This is a genomic window from Nocardia sp. NPDC088792, from assembly GCF_044750615.1.
Taxonomy (GTDB): domain Bacteria; phylum Actinomycetota; class Actinomycetes; order Mycobacteriales; family Mycobacteriaceae; genus Nocardia.
This window is the reverse complement of the sequence record NZ_JBIVKC010000003.1, coordinates 352,707-370,039: the sequence shown is the minus strand read 5'-3', so window position 1 is coordinate 370,039 and position 17,333 is coordinate 352,707. Positions and strand designations below refer to the sequence as shown.

Sequence of the window (17,333 nt, the reverse complement as noted above, 5' to 3'; positions counted from 1 at the left end):
TGGAACGTAGCGTGGAAGGAGTGGTTAGTGGCAGAAGACAATGCACGACGCCCGCTCAACTCGACGGCCGCGTCCCTGCTCGGATTCCTACACCGGGGCGAAATGTCCGGATGGGACCTGGTCGCCCAGGCCCAGGACCACATCGGCGACTTCTGGACCATCACCCAGAGCCAGGTCTACCGCGAACTCGCCACCATGCACCAGAACGGACTGGTCGACAAGGGCCGCTCCGGCGCCCGCGACCGCACCCCGTACCGCATCACCGAGAGCGGCCGTGACGCGTTCGCCGAATGGATCGCGCGCGACCCGGGCGCGGAAACCATCCGCGTCCCGCTGCTGCTCAGCATCTCCTTCGGCGAATACGTGGACACCGAACGCCTCGACCGCATCATCGCCGCCAACCGCACCGTGCACGAACAACGCCTGGCCCGCTACCTCTCCGGCCACGACGAACAGCAGATGTCCCCCTTCGAACGCGCCACCCTCGACTTCGGCATCCGCTACGAACGCGCCGTCCTCGAATGGTTCGATCGGCTGCCCGACCTACTCGACCGCGCCAGCCGACTGTCCTGACTCGGCCCCGTCAGAGCTTGCGTCCCACACCGGCGTAGGCCCAGGCGGGTCCGGAGTACGGTTCGGGCTCGAACAAGGGGGCCTCGGCGAGTTCGGGGTGCCAATCCTCCAGATGAACAACCCCCGGCACCACGAGTTCGGTTCCCGCGAAAAGGGTTTCGACCTCGGCGCGGGACCGCAGGGCCATGGTGATACCCGCGCGCTCGCAGGCGTCCGCGGCCAGTGTCGCGCCCTTCGGGTCGACGTCGGCGGTGGGGTAGGTGACGGCCAGACAACTGCCCGAAGGGACGGCGCTGAGCAGTCGCGCGATGATGTTCTGTGGATCGTCCGCGTCGCGGAAGTACATCAGAACGGCGATCAGCATGATCGCGACGGGACGATCCAGGTCGAGCGTGTCCGCGAGGATCGGGTCGTTCAAGATCGACTCGGGCTTGCGCAGGTCCGCGAAGGTGAAGGCGGTTCTGCCTTGCGGGGTACTGGACATGAGTGCACGGGCATGCGCGAGGACGATCGGATCGTTGTCCACGTAGACGATTCTCGCGGCGGGATCCACATCCTGAGCCACCTCGTGGACATTGCGCGCGGTCGGCAGGCCGGTGCCGATATCCAGGAACTGGGTGATGCCCAGCTCGGTCATCGCATAACGCACCGCGCGTCCGAGAAAGGCGCGGTTGGCGCGTGCCATCGCGCGGATGCCGGGAATGTGCGCCGCGATCTCGTCACCCAGTTGACGGTCGGGTAGGTAGTTGTCCCGGCCACCCAGCCAATAGTCGTAGAAGCGGGCCGGGTGTGGCCGCCCGGAGTTGATGTCGGACGGTAAGCCCGAAACGATCCGGCCGCGGTTCTTCGACATGGCGTAGGCCCCTCCCTGCGACTCGCAGCATGATGGCGACGACACCGCGCTACCCGCTGACCGAGCACAACGCTGCTCAGTTACAGCGACGCGACAAGCGTATTGGGTGAGGACTGCGCTCACCCCGGGAATCGGCATCAAATACCAAGCGTTCGTTAACTGCGCCGGAGACTCGGCGCGCGTCCGGATTCAGCGCAGACGTTGCAGCCAATCCCACGCGGCCGCGGCCGTTTCCACCTGACGAGCACCCACCGGTAGCGGCGGCCGCTCGATCACCACTACCGGCAGCCCCAGCCCGCGAGCGGCTTCCAGCTTGGCTTCGGTCAGCGCTCCCCCGCTGTCCTTGGTCACCAGCGCGTCGATACGCCGATCGGCCAGCAGCTCCGACTCGTCGGACACACTGAAAGGCCCACGCGCCAAGAGCAGTTCATGCCGGGCCGGCACCGCGTCTTCGGGCGGATCGATCGCGCGGATCAGGAACCACCGTTCCGACTCCGCGAACGCGGCCACTCCCTGCCGGCCGATGGTCAGGAATATCCGCTCGCTCGCGGCAGTCTCGATTGCGGCCGCGGCGGCGGTCAGGTCAGGCACCCGAATCCAGTCGTCCCCCGACTGCTCGGTCCAGCCCGGACGGCGCAGATGCAGCACCGGCAGCCCCAGACCCGCTGCCGCAGCGGCAGCATTGGCGGTCATACCGCCCGCAAAGGGGTGAGTGGCATCGATGACGGCCTGAATACCATTGTCGGCCAGCCATTCCCGCAGCCCCGCCACGCCCCCGAATCCCCCCACGCGCACCTCTCCTACGGGAAGGACAGGTTCGCGTACGCGCCCGGCGAGCGAGGAAACGATCTCGAATCCCCGCTCACCGGAAGCGATGCCGGCCAGTTCCCGGGCTTCCCGGGTCCCGCCGAGTATCAGCGTTTTCAGGGCTGACCGCTGAAGTAGGCCGAGCCCGAATCGATCAGCGGCTGACCGCCGGCGATCAGCAGACCGATGATCGCGCCCGGAATGGCGCCGATGCCGAACAGGAACGCGCCCAGGATGCCACCGATCACGCCACCCAGCGCGGCATGCTGCAGCTCGCTGAAGAACCAGCCCTGCGAGTCGATGTCCTGTGCGGAGGACAGCGGCGCCGACACCGAGGTCAGCGTGAGCTTGCTGCCGTCATTGTCGATAGCGGCGATGAGCCCGTACTGCTTACCCGCCAGCGCACCGACCAGCGGCACCTGGGTGACGACATCCCCGGCCTGGTTCTTCAGCAGCACGGTCTTACCCGTCGCATCCAGGCTGAACTGCCCACCGGTCACCTGAGTGACAATGTCGTTCGCATTGCTCACGGCGACGGTGTAATCGACGCCGTGATCGGTGCCCTGCACCGTCGGAGCAGCCTGCTGCACGGCCGGAGCCGGATCGGCCGGCGCCGCATACCCGGTGCCCGCCGCAATACCGGTCGCGGCAGCAGCAACGAATGCGGTGGCCACGAACTTGGTGTACTTCATAGAACTCCCAATTCAGTTAGAACCGGACCCGACAACAGTCAGGTCACCGCCGGTCACCCTACCGTTGACCTACAGACGTTTCATTCTGAATCCCCCGCTCCCGCATCAGATCGCAGCTTTGTCGTAAGTTTCAACGGCCGCATGGCCCAATTGCGCACTGGCACGCCGCTTGTCGCCTGTCTTCCCTGCGACATAGGTGCCGGGCAGCTGAACGTCGGACCTGCGAACTCTGGGTTATGAGCCGACAAGGGGTGGTCCCGCGTGAACCGAACCTCCATGTGCCGAGGCATCGTCGGCCGGCGGCTCGGTGATCATCCGGGCGGTGCCGCCGAACTGGCGGGTGTTCGGGCTCGCGCCGGGGTCGTAGGGTGGCCAGCCGGGGTCGCCGGTGGCGGCGAAGCGGGCCCAGGCTCCGGTGAGATCGTCACGGACCGCGACGAGTTCAGGGGTGGCCGAGCCGGTGAGGTCGAGGTTGTCGAACACCATAGCGAGATCGGCGCCGTGGCAGGCGCCGAGGGCAGGGCCGAAAGGTTCGGCCGCGAACAGGTATGTGTGTGCCCGGCCCCCGGCGGCGACCTGGGCGGCGGCCAATCTGCTTGCGGGCAAGCGGTATACGACATCGGTCAGGAACTGCGTGCGCAGGTCGGCGAGCCCGGCCTCCGGTGAGCGGTGACGATAGGCGGTGAGCAACCGTTCGGGGTCGGCGACTCCCGCCGTGGCTATCTCGGCGAGCAGCGTGTTCGCGTCGGCGGGGAGGTAGGCGGCGCCGTGCATGACCTGGAACAGTCGCATCTCGTCCCGGTTCGCTCCGATCAGCAGGCCGATCCCGGCGGCGGCGCCGTCCGCGACCGCTTCCTGCGGATGCCGCGGCACGACGGTACCGTCCAGCACGACACCCCAGGAGCGGCCGCCGGGCAGGTTGCGGCGGCCGATGTCGGTGTCGATGACCGAGTTCTGCACGTCGAGAATCCGTTCGACCGGCACGTCGAGCAGGTCCTCGACCTTGTCCAGCCGCAGAGCGGTCAGCAGATCGGCGGCGATGGCGGTGCCGGTGGCGGCGTCGAAGATCCGGGTGGTGCTGCCGCTGCTGAGGATCGCGCGATGAAAAGTGCCCGTGGCAGCCGGGCCGGCAAGGTGCGCGCCGATGGAGAATGCGCCCGCGGACTCGCCGGCGACGGTGATGTTGCCCGGATCGCCGCCGAAGCTCGCGATGTTGTCCCGCACCCAGTGCAGCGCCGCGGCCTGATCCTGCAGGCCCAGATTGCTGCAACCGGCCCAGTCGGGGCCGCCGAGTTCGGCCAGGTGCAGGAAGCCCAGTGCGCCGACGCGATAGTTGATCGCGACCACCACGGTGCTGGTGAGTCTGGACAGGGCGGCGCCGTCGGTCATCGGAGGTGACGCCGAGCCGCTGTCGAATCCCCCGCCGTAGATCCAGACCAGGACCGGGCGGCGGCCGGTGAGCTCCGGAGTCCAGACGTTGAGATACAGGCAGTCCTCGGCGGAACCCTGCGCCTCGGGCAGGGCGGCGCCGTCCGAGTCCGCTCCGGGCACGAGGGCGGAGAGGCGTTGCGCCGGGGCGGGGGGAAAGCGGGTGGCGTCCCGGACGCCCTGCCACCGCCGGGGCGGCTGTGGTGGGTGCAGCCGCAAGGAACCGAGCGGTGGGGCGGCGAACGGGATTCCGGCGAACAGCGCACCGCCACCGGGCAGGGGCCCGCCGCGCAGCATCCCATCGGGCGTGCTGACCTGACAGGAATCGGTCATCGTCGATCCTCCTCCGGGCCGGATGAAGGCGAGGCTACTTGATGCCCGGACTCGGCAGGTATTGCTGCAGCCGGAAGGTCGTATAGCGCTCGTGCTCGTAACTTCCGAACGAGCCCGGCACCGTCTTGATCGGCATCTCGGTGAAGTCCAGCAGGCCGAAATCGGCATAGTCCACACTGTCCGGATAGAACGTCTTCTCCATCTGAACATCTTCTCCGGGAGCACATTTCACCTTGATCCAGCCGGGAATCGTATAGCGCTGAAACGGCGGGGTGACGTCCCCGTACAGGGGAGTGCCGTGGTAATAGTTCCCGAACTCCAGGGTCGTCTTCGAGCACATCCGGGTACCGCCGGGGCGGGCGTCGACGAGGATCCCGCTGTAGCGGCCCGCCGGGTTGATGATCCCGTAGTACTGACTGGATCCGCCGTCCGGCTCCATCACGTCGTTCCATTCCCAGCCACGCCAGGATGTGGACGGATTGAGCTGACTGTCGACGATGCTGGGGAACATGTTCATGCGCCAGTACTCGCCCCGCCAGCCGTCGACATCGATGGTGTGGCCGTTGTAGGTGACGCTGCCCGTCACCCTGCTGTTGATGACGGCGTCGACATTCGTGGGCTCGGTGCCCTCCCCTGCCACGGGGATCTTGTAGAAGGATCCCGGGACGACGTCGGTGGCGGTGAAATCTGCTGCCGCGGTTGATGATCGGGCCGTGACGTGCCAATTGTTGACGTCGGGCAGGTAGTCGATGGAGAAGCTGTCCGAGCGGAGTCCCGGTTTGCCGTCGGATAGAGTCCGAGCCGATACGGGTATTCCCGGTAGGCCGCCCTGCAGCGAGAACATCCCGTTCATGAACGGGAATTGCGGTGCGTCGGAATTCGTTTCGTCCGCGACGGACCAGACGAAGTCTCCGCTCTGCCCGACCTGGCGCGGTGCGGGCCAGAACGGCTCCGCCTCGATGACAAGCAGGGAGTGCCGAGAGTCGGCGGGGTTCTTGAGCATCCACCAGCCGATGGCGATCTCCCCGTCCAGCCGATCGAGCGCCGTGTCCTGCGGCGTCGCGACCCGGGCCGCCCGGTCGGGCGGGGTCGGGGAGGTGTCGTAGGAGGTCGGCTCGTACTCCTGCGACCCGGGGATCGCCGGGTCGGCCTGCGTGATCGCCGGTTCGAAGGCGGCCGCCAGAATGATCGATGCCGCCGCGCAGAGGACGGTCATCAGCCGGGTCGATATCCGCGAGTGCCGCCGCGGCGGTCTTATCATGTTGTGTGACACTGTAAATCCTCATTCGAAACCGATCCGCCGCGTGCCGGCGGTGAATTGCGCTATTGCGCCTTCGGCATCAGCGCGGGCGCTATCGTGTCGAAGACATTGGGGAGACCGGCGCTGAAGCGGCGGTCATCCTCCGCGCGCAGTGCGGCCAATTCCGGTGGCGGGCTGTAGTCGGGTACGAATACCGCGTGCTCGTTCACCCCGGATGCGCCCAGAATCGCTTGCGCCGCACGCTTTCCGGACTCGGCGGCCGATTCCATGGAGTCCCCGCCGGTCGAGTTCTTCGTATAGCCGCCGGCCAGAAACAGATTGGGGATCGCACGAACCTGATCCGGATAGAATTGCGCGGTGCCGGGCGCGGCGGCGGTACGCAGGTCGGGCACGGTCCAGCCCGATCCGTGCGCATAGGTCAAGGTCGGATGTGGCCGCCAGCCGGCGAGATTTCCGTCGGAGAACATCGCTGGTCCATCGGGAAGGTGCCGCACGATGTGTTCGCGGATCTCGTCGAAGGCCTGGTCGTAGCCCAGCTCCCGGATCGGCTTGCCGTAGAGCAGGCCCGGCTGGTCGTAGTAGGGGTGATTGTTGAATTCGACCGACATCATGCCGCGCATGCCGCCGTCGCCGTAGTCCTGCAGGTTCAGGTTCCAGATGGTCGACAACCCCACCAGGGTCAGGCCCCAATCGTTCCAATCGATCGCGATCCGGCCGAACGGGAGAGGATCGCGAAAATACACCTCGAACCCGGATTCGGCGGCCGATTCGAGCCGGTTGATATCGCCCAGGCCCGCGTCGGCGGCGAGCAACTCGGCGCTCAACAAGGGCAGCAGCTGGTTGGGAGTCAAGGTGACCACGTACCAGTCGGCGTCGACGGATTCGGTGCCGCCCTGGGGATCTCGCACCGTAGCGCCCGCGATGCGGCCCGCCTCGACGCCGATATCGGTCAGTGTTCGCTGGGTGTGGAAGGTGACTCCGAGGCCTCGCAGATAGCGGGCCCAGGGATCGAACCAGATCTCCGTCTCGGGACCGTCGAGCATCGCGTTGAGCCCGAGCAGCTGGGTGTTCATCTGATCGAAGCCCGGCCAGGAGCGCCGCCCGAATATCATGTGCACGACCGGGTCGATCCAGAATTTGGTGTACGCGCTCGGACTCACGCCGTGCGCGTTCGAATCCCAGGAGATCGTGTCGGAGAATGCCCGGATCATGTTCATTGCCGGTGGGGAGAGCAGCTCGCTGCGGAAGAATCCGTACCGCAGGTCGATGTTCTCCAGTTGCGCGGCCTGTCGCTGCGGGCCGCTGCTCACCAGTGCCGCGATCTTCCCTGCCAGCAACGGCGCATCCGAGGGCCACATATCCCCCACCAGTTCCGCGGCCTGACCGACCGATCGCAGCAGGTCGTCGAACGAAAAGTGTTGCAGCTGTGTGGGTGTGATCGGCAGGCTGAATCCGACCTTGCGGCCGTCGAGGCCGATCTCGACGCCGTCCGCACCGGCCGCGGAGGTGAGATGGTTCATGACCTTGCGGCCGTTGCCGTCGGGGATGCGCATCAGCATGTCGGGCAGGCTCGCGTAGCCCGGGATCAGATAGTGCCCGCCACAGGTGGTCGGCATCGATGGACGCCCGCCGGTACCGCCGCCGGGCGTGACGTAGGACCGGACCATGCCGCCGAGGCGTTCCTGCCGTTCGTACACGTGGACCTGAAATCCCCGTTCCGCCAGCTCATGTGCGGCCGTCATGCCCGCGGGGCCCGCCCCGAACACCGCGACCCGCCGGCCTTTCGCCGGGTCCGCGGCCGACACCGAGCGTGTCAGGGACGTGGCCAGCGCCACGCCGCCGGCGGTGAGTCCCCCCTTCAGTACCGCGCGTCGGGAGAATTCCACAGATCATTTCCTTTTGCTTTCATCGGCTTGCGCCGCCAGTCCGGCATAGGTCTGCCGGAGTTGCCGTTTGATGATTTTGCCGCTGGGGTTCTTCGGCAGTTCGTCGACGAAGACCACGTATTTCGGCCGCTTGTACCCGGCGAGCCGGACGGCGAGGTGCGCGTCGAAAGCCCGGCGATCCACCGGCTGTCCGGGCTTCATGACCACCGCGGCCACCACCGACTCGATCCATTTCGGATGCGGGACACCGAAGACGGCCGCCTCGGCCACCCCGTCGATCTCGTAGATGGCTTCCTCGACCTCGCGGCTCGCGACGTTCTCGCCGCCGGTCTTGATCATGTCCTTCTTCCGGTCGACGACGCTGAGATAGCCTGCGGTGTCCAGGATTCCGAGGTCGCCGGAGTGGAACCAGCCGTCTCGGAACGCTTCGGCGGTCTTGTCCGGCTTGTTGAAGTAGCCGAGACAGGCATGCGGTGTGCGGTGCACGATCTCACCGATCTCGCCGGGCGGCACCGCATTTCCGTCCTCGTCGACGACCCGGGTCTCGACATTGAGCGCCGGACGGCCGGCGCTGCCTGCACGGGATTCCTGTTCCTCGGGCCGCAGGATGGTGGCCATCGGCGACAGTTCGGTCTGCCCGTAGAAGTTCCACAGTCGCACACCGGGCAGTTCACGGCGCAGGTCGCGCAGGATCTCCACCGGCATGGGTGAGGCGCCGTAATAGCCTTTCCGCAGCGAAGACAGGTCCGTCGTCGCGAACTCCGGAGCCGCGAGCAGATCGATCCACACCGTGGGCGGGGCGAACAGCTTTGTCGCACGGTGTTTCTCGATGGCGCCCAGCACCTGCGCGGGCGTCGGCGCGGGCAGGATGACGCTGGTCGCACCCAGATAGACGTCCACCCCGAAGAAGCAGTCCAGCTGCGCGCAGTGATACATGGGCAAGCTGTGGATCTCGATGTCGGACGCGCTCATCTCACCGTCGACGAGGCAGCTGACGTATTGGGTGATGAGCCCGCGGGCGGTGTTGATCACGCCCTTGGGACGGGATTCCGTGCCGGAGGTGTACATCAACCGGATCGGATCGTCGTCGGCGACCTCGATGTCGATCGGTTCGATGGCCGCGATGGTCCAGGCAGCGAACGGTTCCCAGTCCGACGTCGCGGGTGCGCCACCGATCACCGCCCGCACACATCCCGCGAGGCCCGCCTCGCGCAGGGCCGCGGCAGCGGTCTGCCGCAGCGGCTCCTGCGTCACCAGCGCCCGGATCTGTGCATCGGCGAGGATGTAGGCGACCTCGCGGGCGGTGAGTGCGAAGTTCACGGGCACGAGCACCACGCCGAGCCGCGCCGTCGCGAACGCCAGCGCGCCGAACTCCCAGCAGTTGCGGGCCAACAGCGCGAGCCGATCGCCCTTGCCGAGCCCGCGGGCCGTGAGCGCGCCCGCGATGCGGTCGACCACGGCATCGAACTCGGCGAAGGTGAAGCGCACCTCACCGTCGATCACCGCAGCCTTGTCCGGATATCGGCGGGCCGACCGGTGCAGGAGTTCCCCGAGGCCGTGCCGGCGAGCCCGTACGACATCGGCGGTGGATTCCACGAATCCCATGACAGCGTGATCCTTTCGCGGGGATCCGTCAGCGGAGCTTGATGTTGACGGCCTTGGTCTGCAGATACAGGTCGAGCGCTCCGCCCAGCTCCCGGCCCCAGCCCGACTGCTTGTAGCCGCCGAACGGCAGCGCCGAGTCGAACCCGTTGTACTGGTTCACCCAGACCGAACCGGCCCGCAACGCCCGCGCCGTCAGATGGGCCTTCGACAGGTCTCCGGTCCAAATCCCCGCGGCGAGACCGTAGATGGAGTCGTTCGCGTCCGCGATCACACCGGTTTCCGCATCGAACGGTGACGCGACCACTACGGGGCCGAAGATCTCCTCCCGCACGACGCTCATCTCCGGCCGCACGTCCACCAGCACGGTCGGTTCGACGAAGTAGCCGGTGTCGCCGTGGCGGCGGCCACCGGTCAGCGCACGGCTGCCGTCGGAAAGCCCCTGTGCCAGATAGCCGGTGACCCGGTCGAGTTGGTCCTGCGAGATGAGCGGCCCCAGTTGGGTGGCCGGGTCCAGGCCGGGACCGATCTGTACCTGCGCGGCCGCCTCGGCGACCGCGGCGGTGAAATCGTCGAAGATGGTGTCCTCCACGAACAACCGCGTCCCCGCCACGCACGATTGGCCGTGGTTGAACAGCACCGCGTCGACCGACCCGGGTACCGCGATCTCCCAATCCGCGTCCGCGAAGACGATATTCGGGCTCTTGCCGCCGAGTTCCAGCGACACCTTCTTGAGATTGCCGCCGGCGGCCGCGAGGACTTTCTTGCCTACTTCGGTCGATCCGGTGAAGGCGATCTTGTCGACATCGGGATGCGCGGCCAGCACCGCCCCGGCATCGCCGAATCCCGGCACGATATTCACCACGCCGGGTGGAAAACCGGCCTCCGCGAACAACTCTCCGAGCAGCAGCGTGGTCAGCGGCGTCTCTTCGGCCGGTTTCAGGATCACCGTATTGCCCGCGGCGAGTGCGGGCGCGATTTTCATCGCAGCCATGAGCAGCGGGAAATTCCACGGGGTGATCTGCCCGACGACGCCGAGCGGCTCTCGCAGCGTATAGGCATGGAAATCGGCGCCGGGCGCGAACGGCATGGCCGGCTGCACGGTGGTTCCGGTGATTTTGGTCGCCCACCCCGCGCTGTACCGGAAGATGTCCCCCGCCCAGCCGGCGTCGACGATTTGCGCGATCACCGCCGATTTCCCGTTGTCGAGGGATTCCAATTGCCCGAACACCTCGGCGCGCTCGGTGATGAGATCACCGACCCGCCACAGCAGCTGCTCGCGCTGATTGGGTTTGAGCCGACCCCACGGCCCGGACTCGAAGGCCCGGCGCGCGGCGCGCACCGCCCGGGCGATATCCTCGGCCTCCCCGTGCGCGACCTGTACCAGCACCTCGCCGGAGGCGGGGTCGAAGGTCGGGAAGGTCTTGCCCGAGGCGGCCGGTACCCACTCGCCGTCGATCAGCAGCGGCCGCGGCCCGGCGAGGAATTTCCGTACCTCCGGGTGCAATTGGTGCTCAATGGTTGTCATTTGTCGTCTCCGCCGTTCAGCGCGTAGTGGACGATGATCGCGCCGCCGGTCGCGTAGTTGGGAACGTCATCGATAAGTTGTTGCCCGATAGCCGATTCGAGGGCCTCCCCCATCGCTTCCGGCGAATCGAAGTCGGCTTCCCAGAGCGCGTAATAGGGGCTCTCCCCCGACACTCCGGCGATATCGAGACTGTAGGTCGCATTGCGCACATTCGGCAGTTGCCGAGCGAGTGGCAGATGCTTGGATTCGTAATAGGTCCGGAAATGCTCGGTGTCGGTGGGGTGCGGGTAAAATACGGTCAGTCGGTACACATTTCGAAGGATGTCATGAATTCCAGGACTGCCGGTGTTCAGTTTGTGGACACCGGCGGCACAATGCCGTAGCGGCGGATCGCGCGATACAACGTGGTACGGCTGATACCGAGACGTTGCGCCGCGGCCAGCTTGTTTCCCGCTGTGGCACGCAGCGTTTCGACGATGGCGTCGTATTCCGCGCGCTCGATGGGCGTCAGGCTGCGGGGCCGCAGGGCATGGCGGTATCGCTCCGGCAGATCGTGCACGGTGACATCGCCGACACGACGGGTCCGGGTCACCTGCCGCAGCACCGACCGCAACTCGGTCAGATTGCCCGGCCAGTCGTGTCCCGCGAGGGCGGCCAATGCGGCAGGCGTCCAGCGCAATTCGGGGGGCGCGGAGAGCTCGGCCAGCATCGACAACACCAGGGCCGGAATGTCTTCGCGCCGTGATCGTAGCGGCACCAGGTCGGTGCGGTGCACGCACTGGGCCAGTAGCCCGTGATGCTCGGAGTCCAGCTGATCGGCGGGGGCGCTGGTGAGAATCACCCGCGCGGTGGACTCTCGCACGATCGCGGCGATCAGGTGCGCGAGCGGGCGGGACAGCAGATGCACCGCTTCGACGACCACCACGTCCTGGGACGCGAGTGCGCCGGCCAGTCGCGCCGGCCAATCCGCGTACTCGGGCAGCACCGTGTCGGCGGCGTCGAACCACGCCACCCGCTGGCCCGCGCCCACCAGGTCGTGTGCTGCGCGGGTGCGTCCGGTGCCGATCTCGCCGCAGATCGCGATGTGTCCGTGCGCGAGTCGGTCGCCCGCCGTCGGCGCTTCGTCCTCCCCGCGGAAAATCAGCAGTGCGCCGTCGGCGACCCGTCGCACCGAAATCCGCACCGCGCGTCCGGAACTCAGGGTGAGGCGTAACCAGGAACGATCCAGCGGCAGGTCGGCCGCGATCCCGCGCAGGACGGCGTGATCGGCGGCGTCGAGCAGGTCCACGGCGGCGTCGTTGGCGAGGAACACGTCCCGGCCGATGGCCGCCACGGGCGCGGCGCGGTCCCTCAGCACCGTCGCGTGAAACGCGCCGAGCAACTGCTGCTCGTTCCACCGGCTGCCGGCCAGCAGCCGTTCCTCGATCCGGCGCACCGCGGAGACCACGAAGGGTACCAGCAGCGCACCGGAATCGGCTGTGGTGCAGGTGATGTCGAGGACGCCCTCGAGCCGGTGGGTCGTGGGGTGAAAGATCGGATGGCCGTAGCAGCTGAACTGTTTGAGTTCGTCGATGAAGTGCTCGGCGCCCTGTACCAGCACGCCGGCGCCGACCTCGGCCGCGGTCGCGAGGGAATTGGTGCCGATCGCGTCCTCGTGCAGATGACGGCCCGCCACCAGCCCCAGCCGTTCGAGCCGGGTGCGCGTCGAGGGCGTACCGCTGCGCAGTCCCAGCAGCCTGGAATCACGATCGGCGAGCACGGTGACGAAATCGGTGCCTTCCAGCGCCGCACCGATCTCGTCGAGGATCGGGACCGCGGCCCACATCAGCCTCGAATCGGGGTCCACCGTGTCCAGGCACGCAGTGCTCAATTGTGTTCCCGGATCCAGGCCCGCGAGCTCGGCCCGTCGCCAGGACGCGGCGATCACCGGACGCAGTGCGGGCTGCCCATCCCCCATCGGATGCTCCTCACCGTCGGAGAGTGTTCTCATCGTCGCCGAGATCCGCTACCCCACCGTGTCCAGTTCTGGAACACGGGTGTCAGCGCGCGGCGGCGAAGTTCACGCGGCTGTCCGGCGCCGGACCATAGGCCGGGCGAAGCATTCCCGCGCCCGTCACCAGCGGGAGATCGAGTGCCGAGAGCAGACCGGGCGCGGCGCGGCGCACCGCCGGGATCGCATTGACCATCCGCACCGATCCCGCCACGCGGGCGCCGAGGTCGTGGTCGTGGTTCTCGGCGAGTTCGAGTTCGCAGCGCATCGCCGGCGAACCCTCGATCTCGACCCGGTAGCTCCCACGGCCGGTGACGCCGGGGCAGCCGAAATCGTCTGGGGCGATGGCGATGTGCGGTTGCGGCCAGTCCGGGGCGATATCGTCGCGCATTCTGCTGACATGGTCGACAACCAGTTTCGGGGCGCCGTCGACGTAGGCGGTCAGCGTCGAGCGCATGGCCGCGATGGTGCCCGCGCCGACATGTCCGGTGGGAGTGTCGAAGGCGGTATCGGCCGGTACCCGTTCCACGCTCTCGGCGAGGCGCTCGATCTCGACGCCGAGGCCCGCGGCCAGCTGGTGCAGCACCGGACCCCAGCCGAAGCTGAAAACCCCTGGCGCGGCGGCGAACGCCGGGAACTCCGGCGGCTTGCCGAAACCGAGAATGTCGTAGACGGCGCTCGCGTCCGGATAGGTGCCGTAGTTGAACATCTCGGTGACACGGACGGATTCGATATTGCGGGACATGCCGGTCAGCACCAGCGGCAACACGTCGTTGGCGAAACCCGGATCGATCCCGGTGGTGAAGAACGACGCGCCGCCCGCGGCGCACGCCGCGCGCAGTTCCTCGGTCAGTGCGGTGTCGACCGCGGCCGGAAATACCAGGGGGACAACCGAACACGAGACCACGTCCTTGCCTGCGCGCAAAGCCGCGGACATATCGGCGATCGCGTCACCCGGGCGCAGGTTCGCCGCCGCGGCGTAGACGACGACCTCGGCGTCACCGTCCAGGATCGTCGCCGGATCGCTGGTGGCCCGCACGCCGGTATCCGGAATTCCGCACAGGGCACCGGCATCCACGCCGACCTTCGTGGTGCTGTGCACGACCAGGCCGGTCAACGTGAGCTCGGGGTGGTCGATCACTGCCCGCAAAGCGATCAACCCCATCGACCCTGGGCCCCATACCGCTACCTTGATCATCACGCCTCCATACAGCCTGGCAATATTTGTTAGATTGATGAGACATACTGCCGTTATGTGTATCAAGCTAGAATCGTGATCGACGTATTGTCAATAGCGTGGTGCGGCCGCCCCCGGCCGCCGAAAGGGAGTGGGCGTGGCACAAGATTGGCTGGCCAACCGCAGATCCGAGATCGCGGGCGATGCGATCCTCGACGCGGCCGCCGAACTGTTCGCCGCCCGCGGTGTGGATTCCGTCGCCATGAGCGATATCGCGCAAGCGGCCGGTTGCTCACGGCCGACCCTGTACCGGTACTTCGAGAACCGCCGGACCCTCCTGCTCGCCTTCGTGCAGCGCGAGACCCTCCGCATCGCCGAGCGCATCCGCGAACGCACCTCCCGATTGCCCGAGCGCCGCGACCGCATCGCGACGGCGATCAGCACCGCCATCGAATCCGTGCGCGAAACCCCCACACTGACAGCGTGGTTCGCGGGCGGAGAGGGAGCGCTCGCCACCGAACTGGCCCAATCGTCCAGTGCCATGCGAGCATTCGCCGCCGCAGTCCTCACCGATGATCCCGATTCCGACGCCGACCTGGACCTGAAGGTGCAGTGGGCGATTCGCGTGATCATCTCACTGCTCACCGTCCCCGCCGGCAGTCCGGCGGCCGAACACGAGCTCATCACCAAATTCGTCGTCCCCGTCCTGCTCGACAGCCCCGTCGACGCCGCCGGGAGCGGATCAGGGCGCGACAGGCAACGCCGCGAGCACCGCTGATCGGCTATCGGTTCCAGGAATGCGCCCGCGACGCCGGACGACCACCACGCCGGACGAGCGCTCACTTGCCGAAGAACATCAGTTCCCAGACCGCGGTCGGGCTCGCATACTCCTCGACTACGTTGCCGCCCCGGAAGACACGCACCGTGGCCTCACCCGTGAAACGGTGGTAAGCGCCGTCGAAGCCGGTCAGCCGGGACACGATCCCGCGCGCCAGCGTATTCGGGATGATCTTGTCGAGGAACTTGGCGACCAGCAGATTCTTCTTGCGCCACAAGGTGATCTCGTAGCGCACATCCGAGTCGGGCACCTCGTACTCGAACAAGAGCCGGTCGCTGATCGGTTTGGGACTGTCGGGCCCGACCCGTGGATAAGTGCGATAGACGGTGACGTTGCGTTCGTCGTCGGCCACGGTGTGACCGTCACGGGCGAGGTTGAACACGACGATGGGCACATTGTCGAACTCGGCTTCGGCGATGATCTCCGCGACGATGAAGGTGAACGGGCCGATTTCGGCGCGACCCCAGTACCAGTGGTTGATGACCTTGGGCATCAAGACGGTGCCCCAGTTGTGGTCGTGATAGCACGAACCGGACTCGGTGAACGTCACCTCTGGACTCTTCACACTGACCGTCGTCCTGCCTTGCGGTACAGCGACAATCCACCCGAAGAACTTGTCGTCCTCGCCGAAGGTGATGATCCCGGTCTTGGGGCGCCAACTGTTGCTGGTGCGGTCGATGCTGACCTCGATGTCGAGATCGCCCTCGACAACCCGGATCTCGTAATGCTCGAGATCACCGCGGAAGTAGTTCTCGCCGACCCGCACATCGCACGAAGTCTCGCTCGCCGACCACTTCGCGGCATCGAACTTGAACTCCCGCTCGACATGGGTGCCGTCGGGCCGGTCGATCTCGACGGTGATCATCGGGCCCATGCCCTTGAACGGGGTGTTGAAATCCTTGGTGTAGAAGACGATCACCACCGTGGAACCGTCCGCGAGGTGACTGTCGAAATACCACCATTCCCAGGTTCCGGGAGCGCCGCTGGTGCGCATCCCGTCCTCGGCTACCGCCGGCGCACGGCCGTCGGCCCCGATTCCGAGAGCCAGATAATCCTCGGCGTCCGATAACAAACCCGCCGGCAGGTCCCTGCGGGGCCGATGGAGCGGAAACGCGGATGCGGGCATGACTTCCTCCTCGGTCGAGAGACACAGACCATCCCCAAAAACGGTACATCTGTGTTCAATTTAGGTCAATCATGTACCATACATATATAGCGCATATGCATGAATCATCGTCTCCCGACCGACTACAGTGAGACATTGTTGATCTTTTTTGAACATCTACGTTCCGATCCGGAGTCGAATGCGCGCAACGAACAAGCGAATCACCACCGCGGCGATCAAGCTCTTCGCCGAACGCGGCACCCAGGAACTGACCATGAGCGAGCTCGCCGAGGCGGCCCAGGTGTCGCGCGGCACGCTCTATCGCAATGTCGAATCGATCGAGGGACTCTTCGATCAGGTGATCGAGGACCTCGCCACGGAGTGGCTGCCGCGGATCGGGGTGGCGATAGATCGGCACGGAGATACCGATCCCGCCGCCCGGATGGCCACCGGGCTGCGCCTGGTGGTCCGGCTCGCACACGAGAACCAGGCGCTGGGCCGGTTCATTGTCCGATTCGGTATGACCGACAAGGCTTTACGCAGCATCCTCTCCGGGCCGCCGATGCACGACGTCGAACAAGGCGTCGCCAGCGGACGCTACAACCTCGGCGGCGCAACGGAATTCGGCGTCGCCTCACTGATCATCGGCACCGTGGTCAGCACCGCATGGGTCGTTCTCGAGGGGCATCAGGGCTGGCGTGAAGCCGGGTCCGGGGCCGCCGAACTGCTGCTGCGATCGCTGGGCATCGAGTCCGGCGAGGCCCGCCGGATCGCGGCCGCCGAACTACCCGAGCTACCTCTCGGCTGACACTCATAGCACACCTCCCCTGCCGGCGCCGCCGGTCTGGAGTCGAATCCGGTTGCTGCACAACACTTCTCACGTCACTACCCACGGGGGCGAAGTCGGTCGCGTTCGGCGGTGAGTGCGGTGTTCGACCGGTGCAGGACGGCGTTCGAGTCGGTGAGGGTGGCGTTGGTTTCACGCAGGGCGGTGTTGGCGTCCTCGAGGTCGAGGATGCGGCCGATCCCGACAAGGTTGATCCCCTGGGCCGCCAGTTCGATGATGCGGGCCAGGCGGGCGAGGTCTTCGCCGCTGTAGCGGCGGGTGCCACCCCCGCTGCGGAGCGGAGCGATCAGCCCGTGTTGCTCGTACAGACGCAGCGTCTGCACGCCGACGCCTGCGAGTTCGGCAGCCACCGAGATCGCATACACCGCCTGCCCCGGCGACGGCAGATGGCCTTGTTCGCGTCCCGGCATCGT

16 protein-coding genes are annotated in these 17,333 nt (G+C 66.6%); 3 read left to right on the top strand and 13 right to left on the bottom strand.

Annotated elements, in window-relative coordinates; translation table 11 throughout:
- The first annotated feature begins 27 nt into the window (after nt 1-27).
- A complete protein-coding gene (locus ACIP5Y_RS19350; protein WP_400351625.1) occupies nt 28-573 on the top strand; it encodes a PadR family transcriptional regulator in 546 nt (181 codons plus the stop codon).
- Nucleotides 574-583: 10 nt separating this feature from the next.
- Here ACIP5Y_RS19350 and ACIP5Y_RS19345 read toward each other — a convergent pair whose 3' ends face one another.
- The 11 genes from ACIP5Y_RS19345 to ACIP5Y_RS19295 all read right to left on the bottom strand — a co-directional run bounded on the left by ACIP5Y_RS19345 (nt 584) and on the right by ACIP5Y_RS19295 (nt 14,151).
- Complete coding sequence (locus ACIP5Y_RS19345) at nt 584-1,426, bottom strand: SAM-dependent methyltransferase (RefSeq protein WP_400351624.1); 843 nt, start codon at nt 1,424-1,426, stop codon at nt 584-586.
- Between the two features lie 189 nt (nt 1,427-1,615).
- Nucleotides 1,616-2,353, bottom strand: a complete 738-nt coding sequence (locus ACIP5Y_RS19340; RefSeq protein ID WP_400353798.1) for a cobalt-precorrin-6A reductase — start codon at nt 2,351-2,353, stop codon at nt 1,616-1,618.
- Nucleotides 2,350-2,925, bottom strand: coding sequence for a hypothetical protein (locus ACIP5Y_RS19335; RefSeq protein ID WP_400351623.1), 576 nt, complete (start codon nt 2,923-2,925; stop codon nt 2,350-2,352). The genes ACIP5Y_RS19340 and ACIP5Y_RS19335 overlap by 4 nt, the downstream gene beginning before the upstream one ends.
- A 234-nt stretch (nt 2,926-3,159) precedes the next feature.
- The gene (locus tag ACIP5Y_RS19330) at nt 3,160-4,686 is read right to left on the bottom strand and encodes a carboxylesterase/lipase family protein (RefSeq protein WP_400351622.1); all 1,527 of its coding nucleotides are present in this window, start codon (nt 4,684-4,686) and stop codon (nt 3,160-3,162) included.
- Between the two features lie 34 nt (nt 4,687-4,720).
- The gene (locus ACIP5Y_RS19325) at nt 4,721-5,902 is read right to left on the bottom strand and encodes a hypothetical protein (RefSeq protein ID WP_400351621.1); all 1,182 of its coding nucleotides are present in this window, start codon (nt 5,900-5,902) and stop codon (nt 4,721-4,723) included.
- 107 nt (nt 5,903-6,009) lie between these two features.
- Complete coding sequence (locus ACIP5Y_RS19320) at nt 6,010-7,833, bottom strand: FAD-dependent oxidoreductase (protein WP_400351620.1); 1,824 nt, start codon at nt 7,831-7,833, stop codon at nt 6,010-6,012.
- A 3-nt stretch (nt 7,834-7,836) separates the two neighbouring features.
- Nucleotides 7,837-9,438, bottom strand: coding sequence for a fatty acyl-CoA synthetase (locus ACIP5Y_RS19315; protein ID WP_400351619.1), 1,602 nt, complete (start codon nt 9,436-9,438; stop codon nt 7,837-7,839).
- Nucleotides 9,439-9,466: 28 nt separating this feature from the next.
- Nucleotides 9,467-10,963: an aldehyde dehydrogenase family protein gene (locus tag ACIP5Y_RS19310; protein ID WP_400351618.1), complete on the bottom strand. Its 1,497-nt coding sequence runs from the start codon at nt 10,961-10,963 to the stop codon at nt 9,467-9,469.
- Nucleotides 10,960-11,274, bottom strand: coding sequence for an EthD family reductase (locus ACIP5Y_RS19305; protein ID WP_400351617.1), 315 nt, complete (start codon nt 11,272-11,274; stop codon nt 10,960-10,962). The genes ACIP5Y_RS19310 and ACIP5Y_RS19305 overlap by 4 nt, the downstream gene beginning before the upstream one ends.
- A 38-nt stretch (nt 11,275-11,312) precedes the next feature.
- Nucleotides 11,313-12,920 carry a sigma-54-dependent Fis family transcriptional regulator gene (locus tag ACIP5Y_RS19300; protein ID WP_400351616.1) on the bottom strand — a complete coding sequence of 536 codons (1,608 nt, stop codon included), beginning with the start codon at nt 12,918-12,920 and terminating at the stop codon, nt 11,313-11,315.
- An 82-nt stretch (nt 12,921-13,002) separates the two neighbouring features.
- The gene (locus tag ACIP5Y_RS19295; RefSeq protein ID WP_400351615.1) at nt 13,003-14,151 is read right to left on the bottom strand and encodes a dihydrodipicolinate reductase; all 1,149 of its coding nucleotides are present in this window, start codon (nt 14,149-14,151) and stop codon (nt 13,003-13,005) included.
- Nucleotides 14,152-14,287: 136 nt separating this feature from the next.
- On the opposite strand from ACIP5Y_RS19295, the gene ACIP5Y_RS19290 reads away from it, so the two are divergent.
- Complete coding sequence (locus tag ACIP5Y_RS19290) at nt 14,288-14,908, top strand: TetR/AcrR family transcriptional regulator (protein WP_400351614.1); 621 nt, start codon at nt 14,288-14,290, stop codon at nt 14,906-14,908.
- A 61-nt stretch (nt 14,909-14,969) separates the two neighbouring features.
- Here ACIP5Y_RS19290 and ACIP5Y_RS19285 read toward each other — a convergent pair whose 3' ends face one another.
- Complete coding sequence (locus ACIP5Y_RS19285; RefSeq protein WP_400351613.1) at nt 14,970-16,094, bottom strand: hydroxyneurosporene dehydrogenase; 1,125 nt, start codon at nt 16,092-16,094, stop codon at nt 14,970-14,972.
- Nucleotides 16,095-16,272: 178 nt separating this feature from the next.
- Between ACIP5Y_RS19285 and ACIP5Y_RS19280 the strand changes: the two genes are divergently transcribed.
- A complete protein-coding gene (locus tag ACIP5Y_RS19280) occupies nt 16,273-16,881 on the top strand; it encodes a TetR/AcrR family transcriptional regulator (protein WP_400351612.1) in 609 nt (202 codons plus the stop codon).
- 77 nt (nt 16,882-16,958) lie between these two features.
- On the opposite strand, the gene ACIP5Y_RS19275 is transcribed toward ACIP5Y_RS19280, so the two are convergent.
- The gene (locus ACIP5Y_RS19275) at nt 16,959-17,330 is read right to left on the bottom strand and encodes a MerR family transcriptional regulator (protein WP_400351611.1); all 372 of its coding nucleotides are present in this window, start codon (nt 17,328-17,330) and stop codon (nt 16,959-16,961) included.
- Nucleotides 17,331-17,333 lie beyond the last annotated feature (3 nt).

Coding starts and splice junctions, on each gene's coding strand:
- ACIP5Y_RS19345 (WP_400351624.1), bottom strand. CDS start 1,426: ATGTCGAAGAACCGCGGCCGGATCGTTTCGGGCTTACCGTCCGACATC.
- ACIP5Y_RS19335 (WP_400351623.1), bottom strand. CDS start 2,925: ATGAAGTACACCAAGTTCGTGGCCACCGCATTCGTTGCTGCTGCCGCG.
- ACIP5Y_RS19330 (WP_400351622.1), bottom strand. CDS start 4,686: ATGACCGATTCCTGTCAGGTCAGCACGCCCGATGGGATGCTGCGCGGC.
- ACIP5Y_RS19325 (WP_400351621.1), bottom strand. CDS start 5,902: ATGACCGTCCTCTGCGCGGCGGCATCGATCATTCTGGCGGCCGCCTTC.
- ACIP5Y_RS19315 (WP_400351619.1), bottom strand. CDS start 9,438: ATGGGATTCGTGGAATCCACCGCCGATGTCGTACGGGCTCGCCGGCAC.
- ACIP5Y_RS19310 (WP_400351618.1), bottom strand. CDS start 10,963: ATGACAACCATTGAGCACCAATTGCACCCGGAGGTACGGAAATTCCTC.
- ACIP5Y_RS19300 (WP_400351616.1), bottom strand. CDS start 12,920: ATGGGGGATGGGCAGCCCGCACTGCGTCCGGTGATCGCCGCGTCCTGG.
- ACIP5Y_RS19295 (WP_400351615.1), bottom strand. CDS start 14,151: ATGATCAAGGTAGCGGTATGGGGCCCAGGGTCGATGGGGTTGATCGCT.
- ACIP5Y_RS19285 (WP_400351613.1), bottom strand. CDS start 16,094: ATGCCCGCATCCGCGTTTCCGCTCCATCGGCCCCGCAGGGACCTGCCG.
- ACIP5Y_RS19280 (WP_400351612.1), top strand. CDS start 16,273: ATGCGCGCAACGAACAAGCGAATCACCACCGCGGCGATCAAGCTCTTC.
- ACIP5Y_RS19275 (WP_400351611.1), bottom strand. CDS start 17,330: ATGCCGGGACGCGAACAAGGCCATCTGCCGTCGCCGGGGCAGGCGGTG.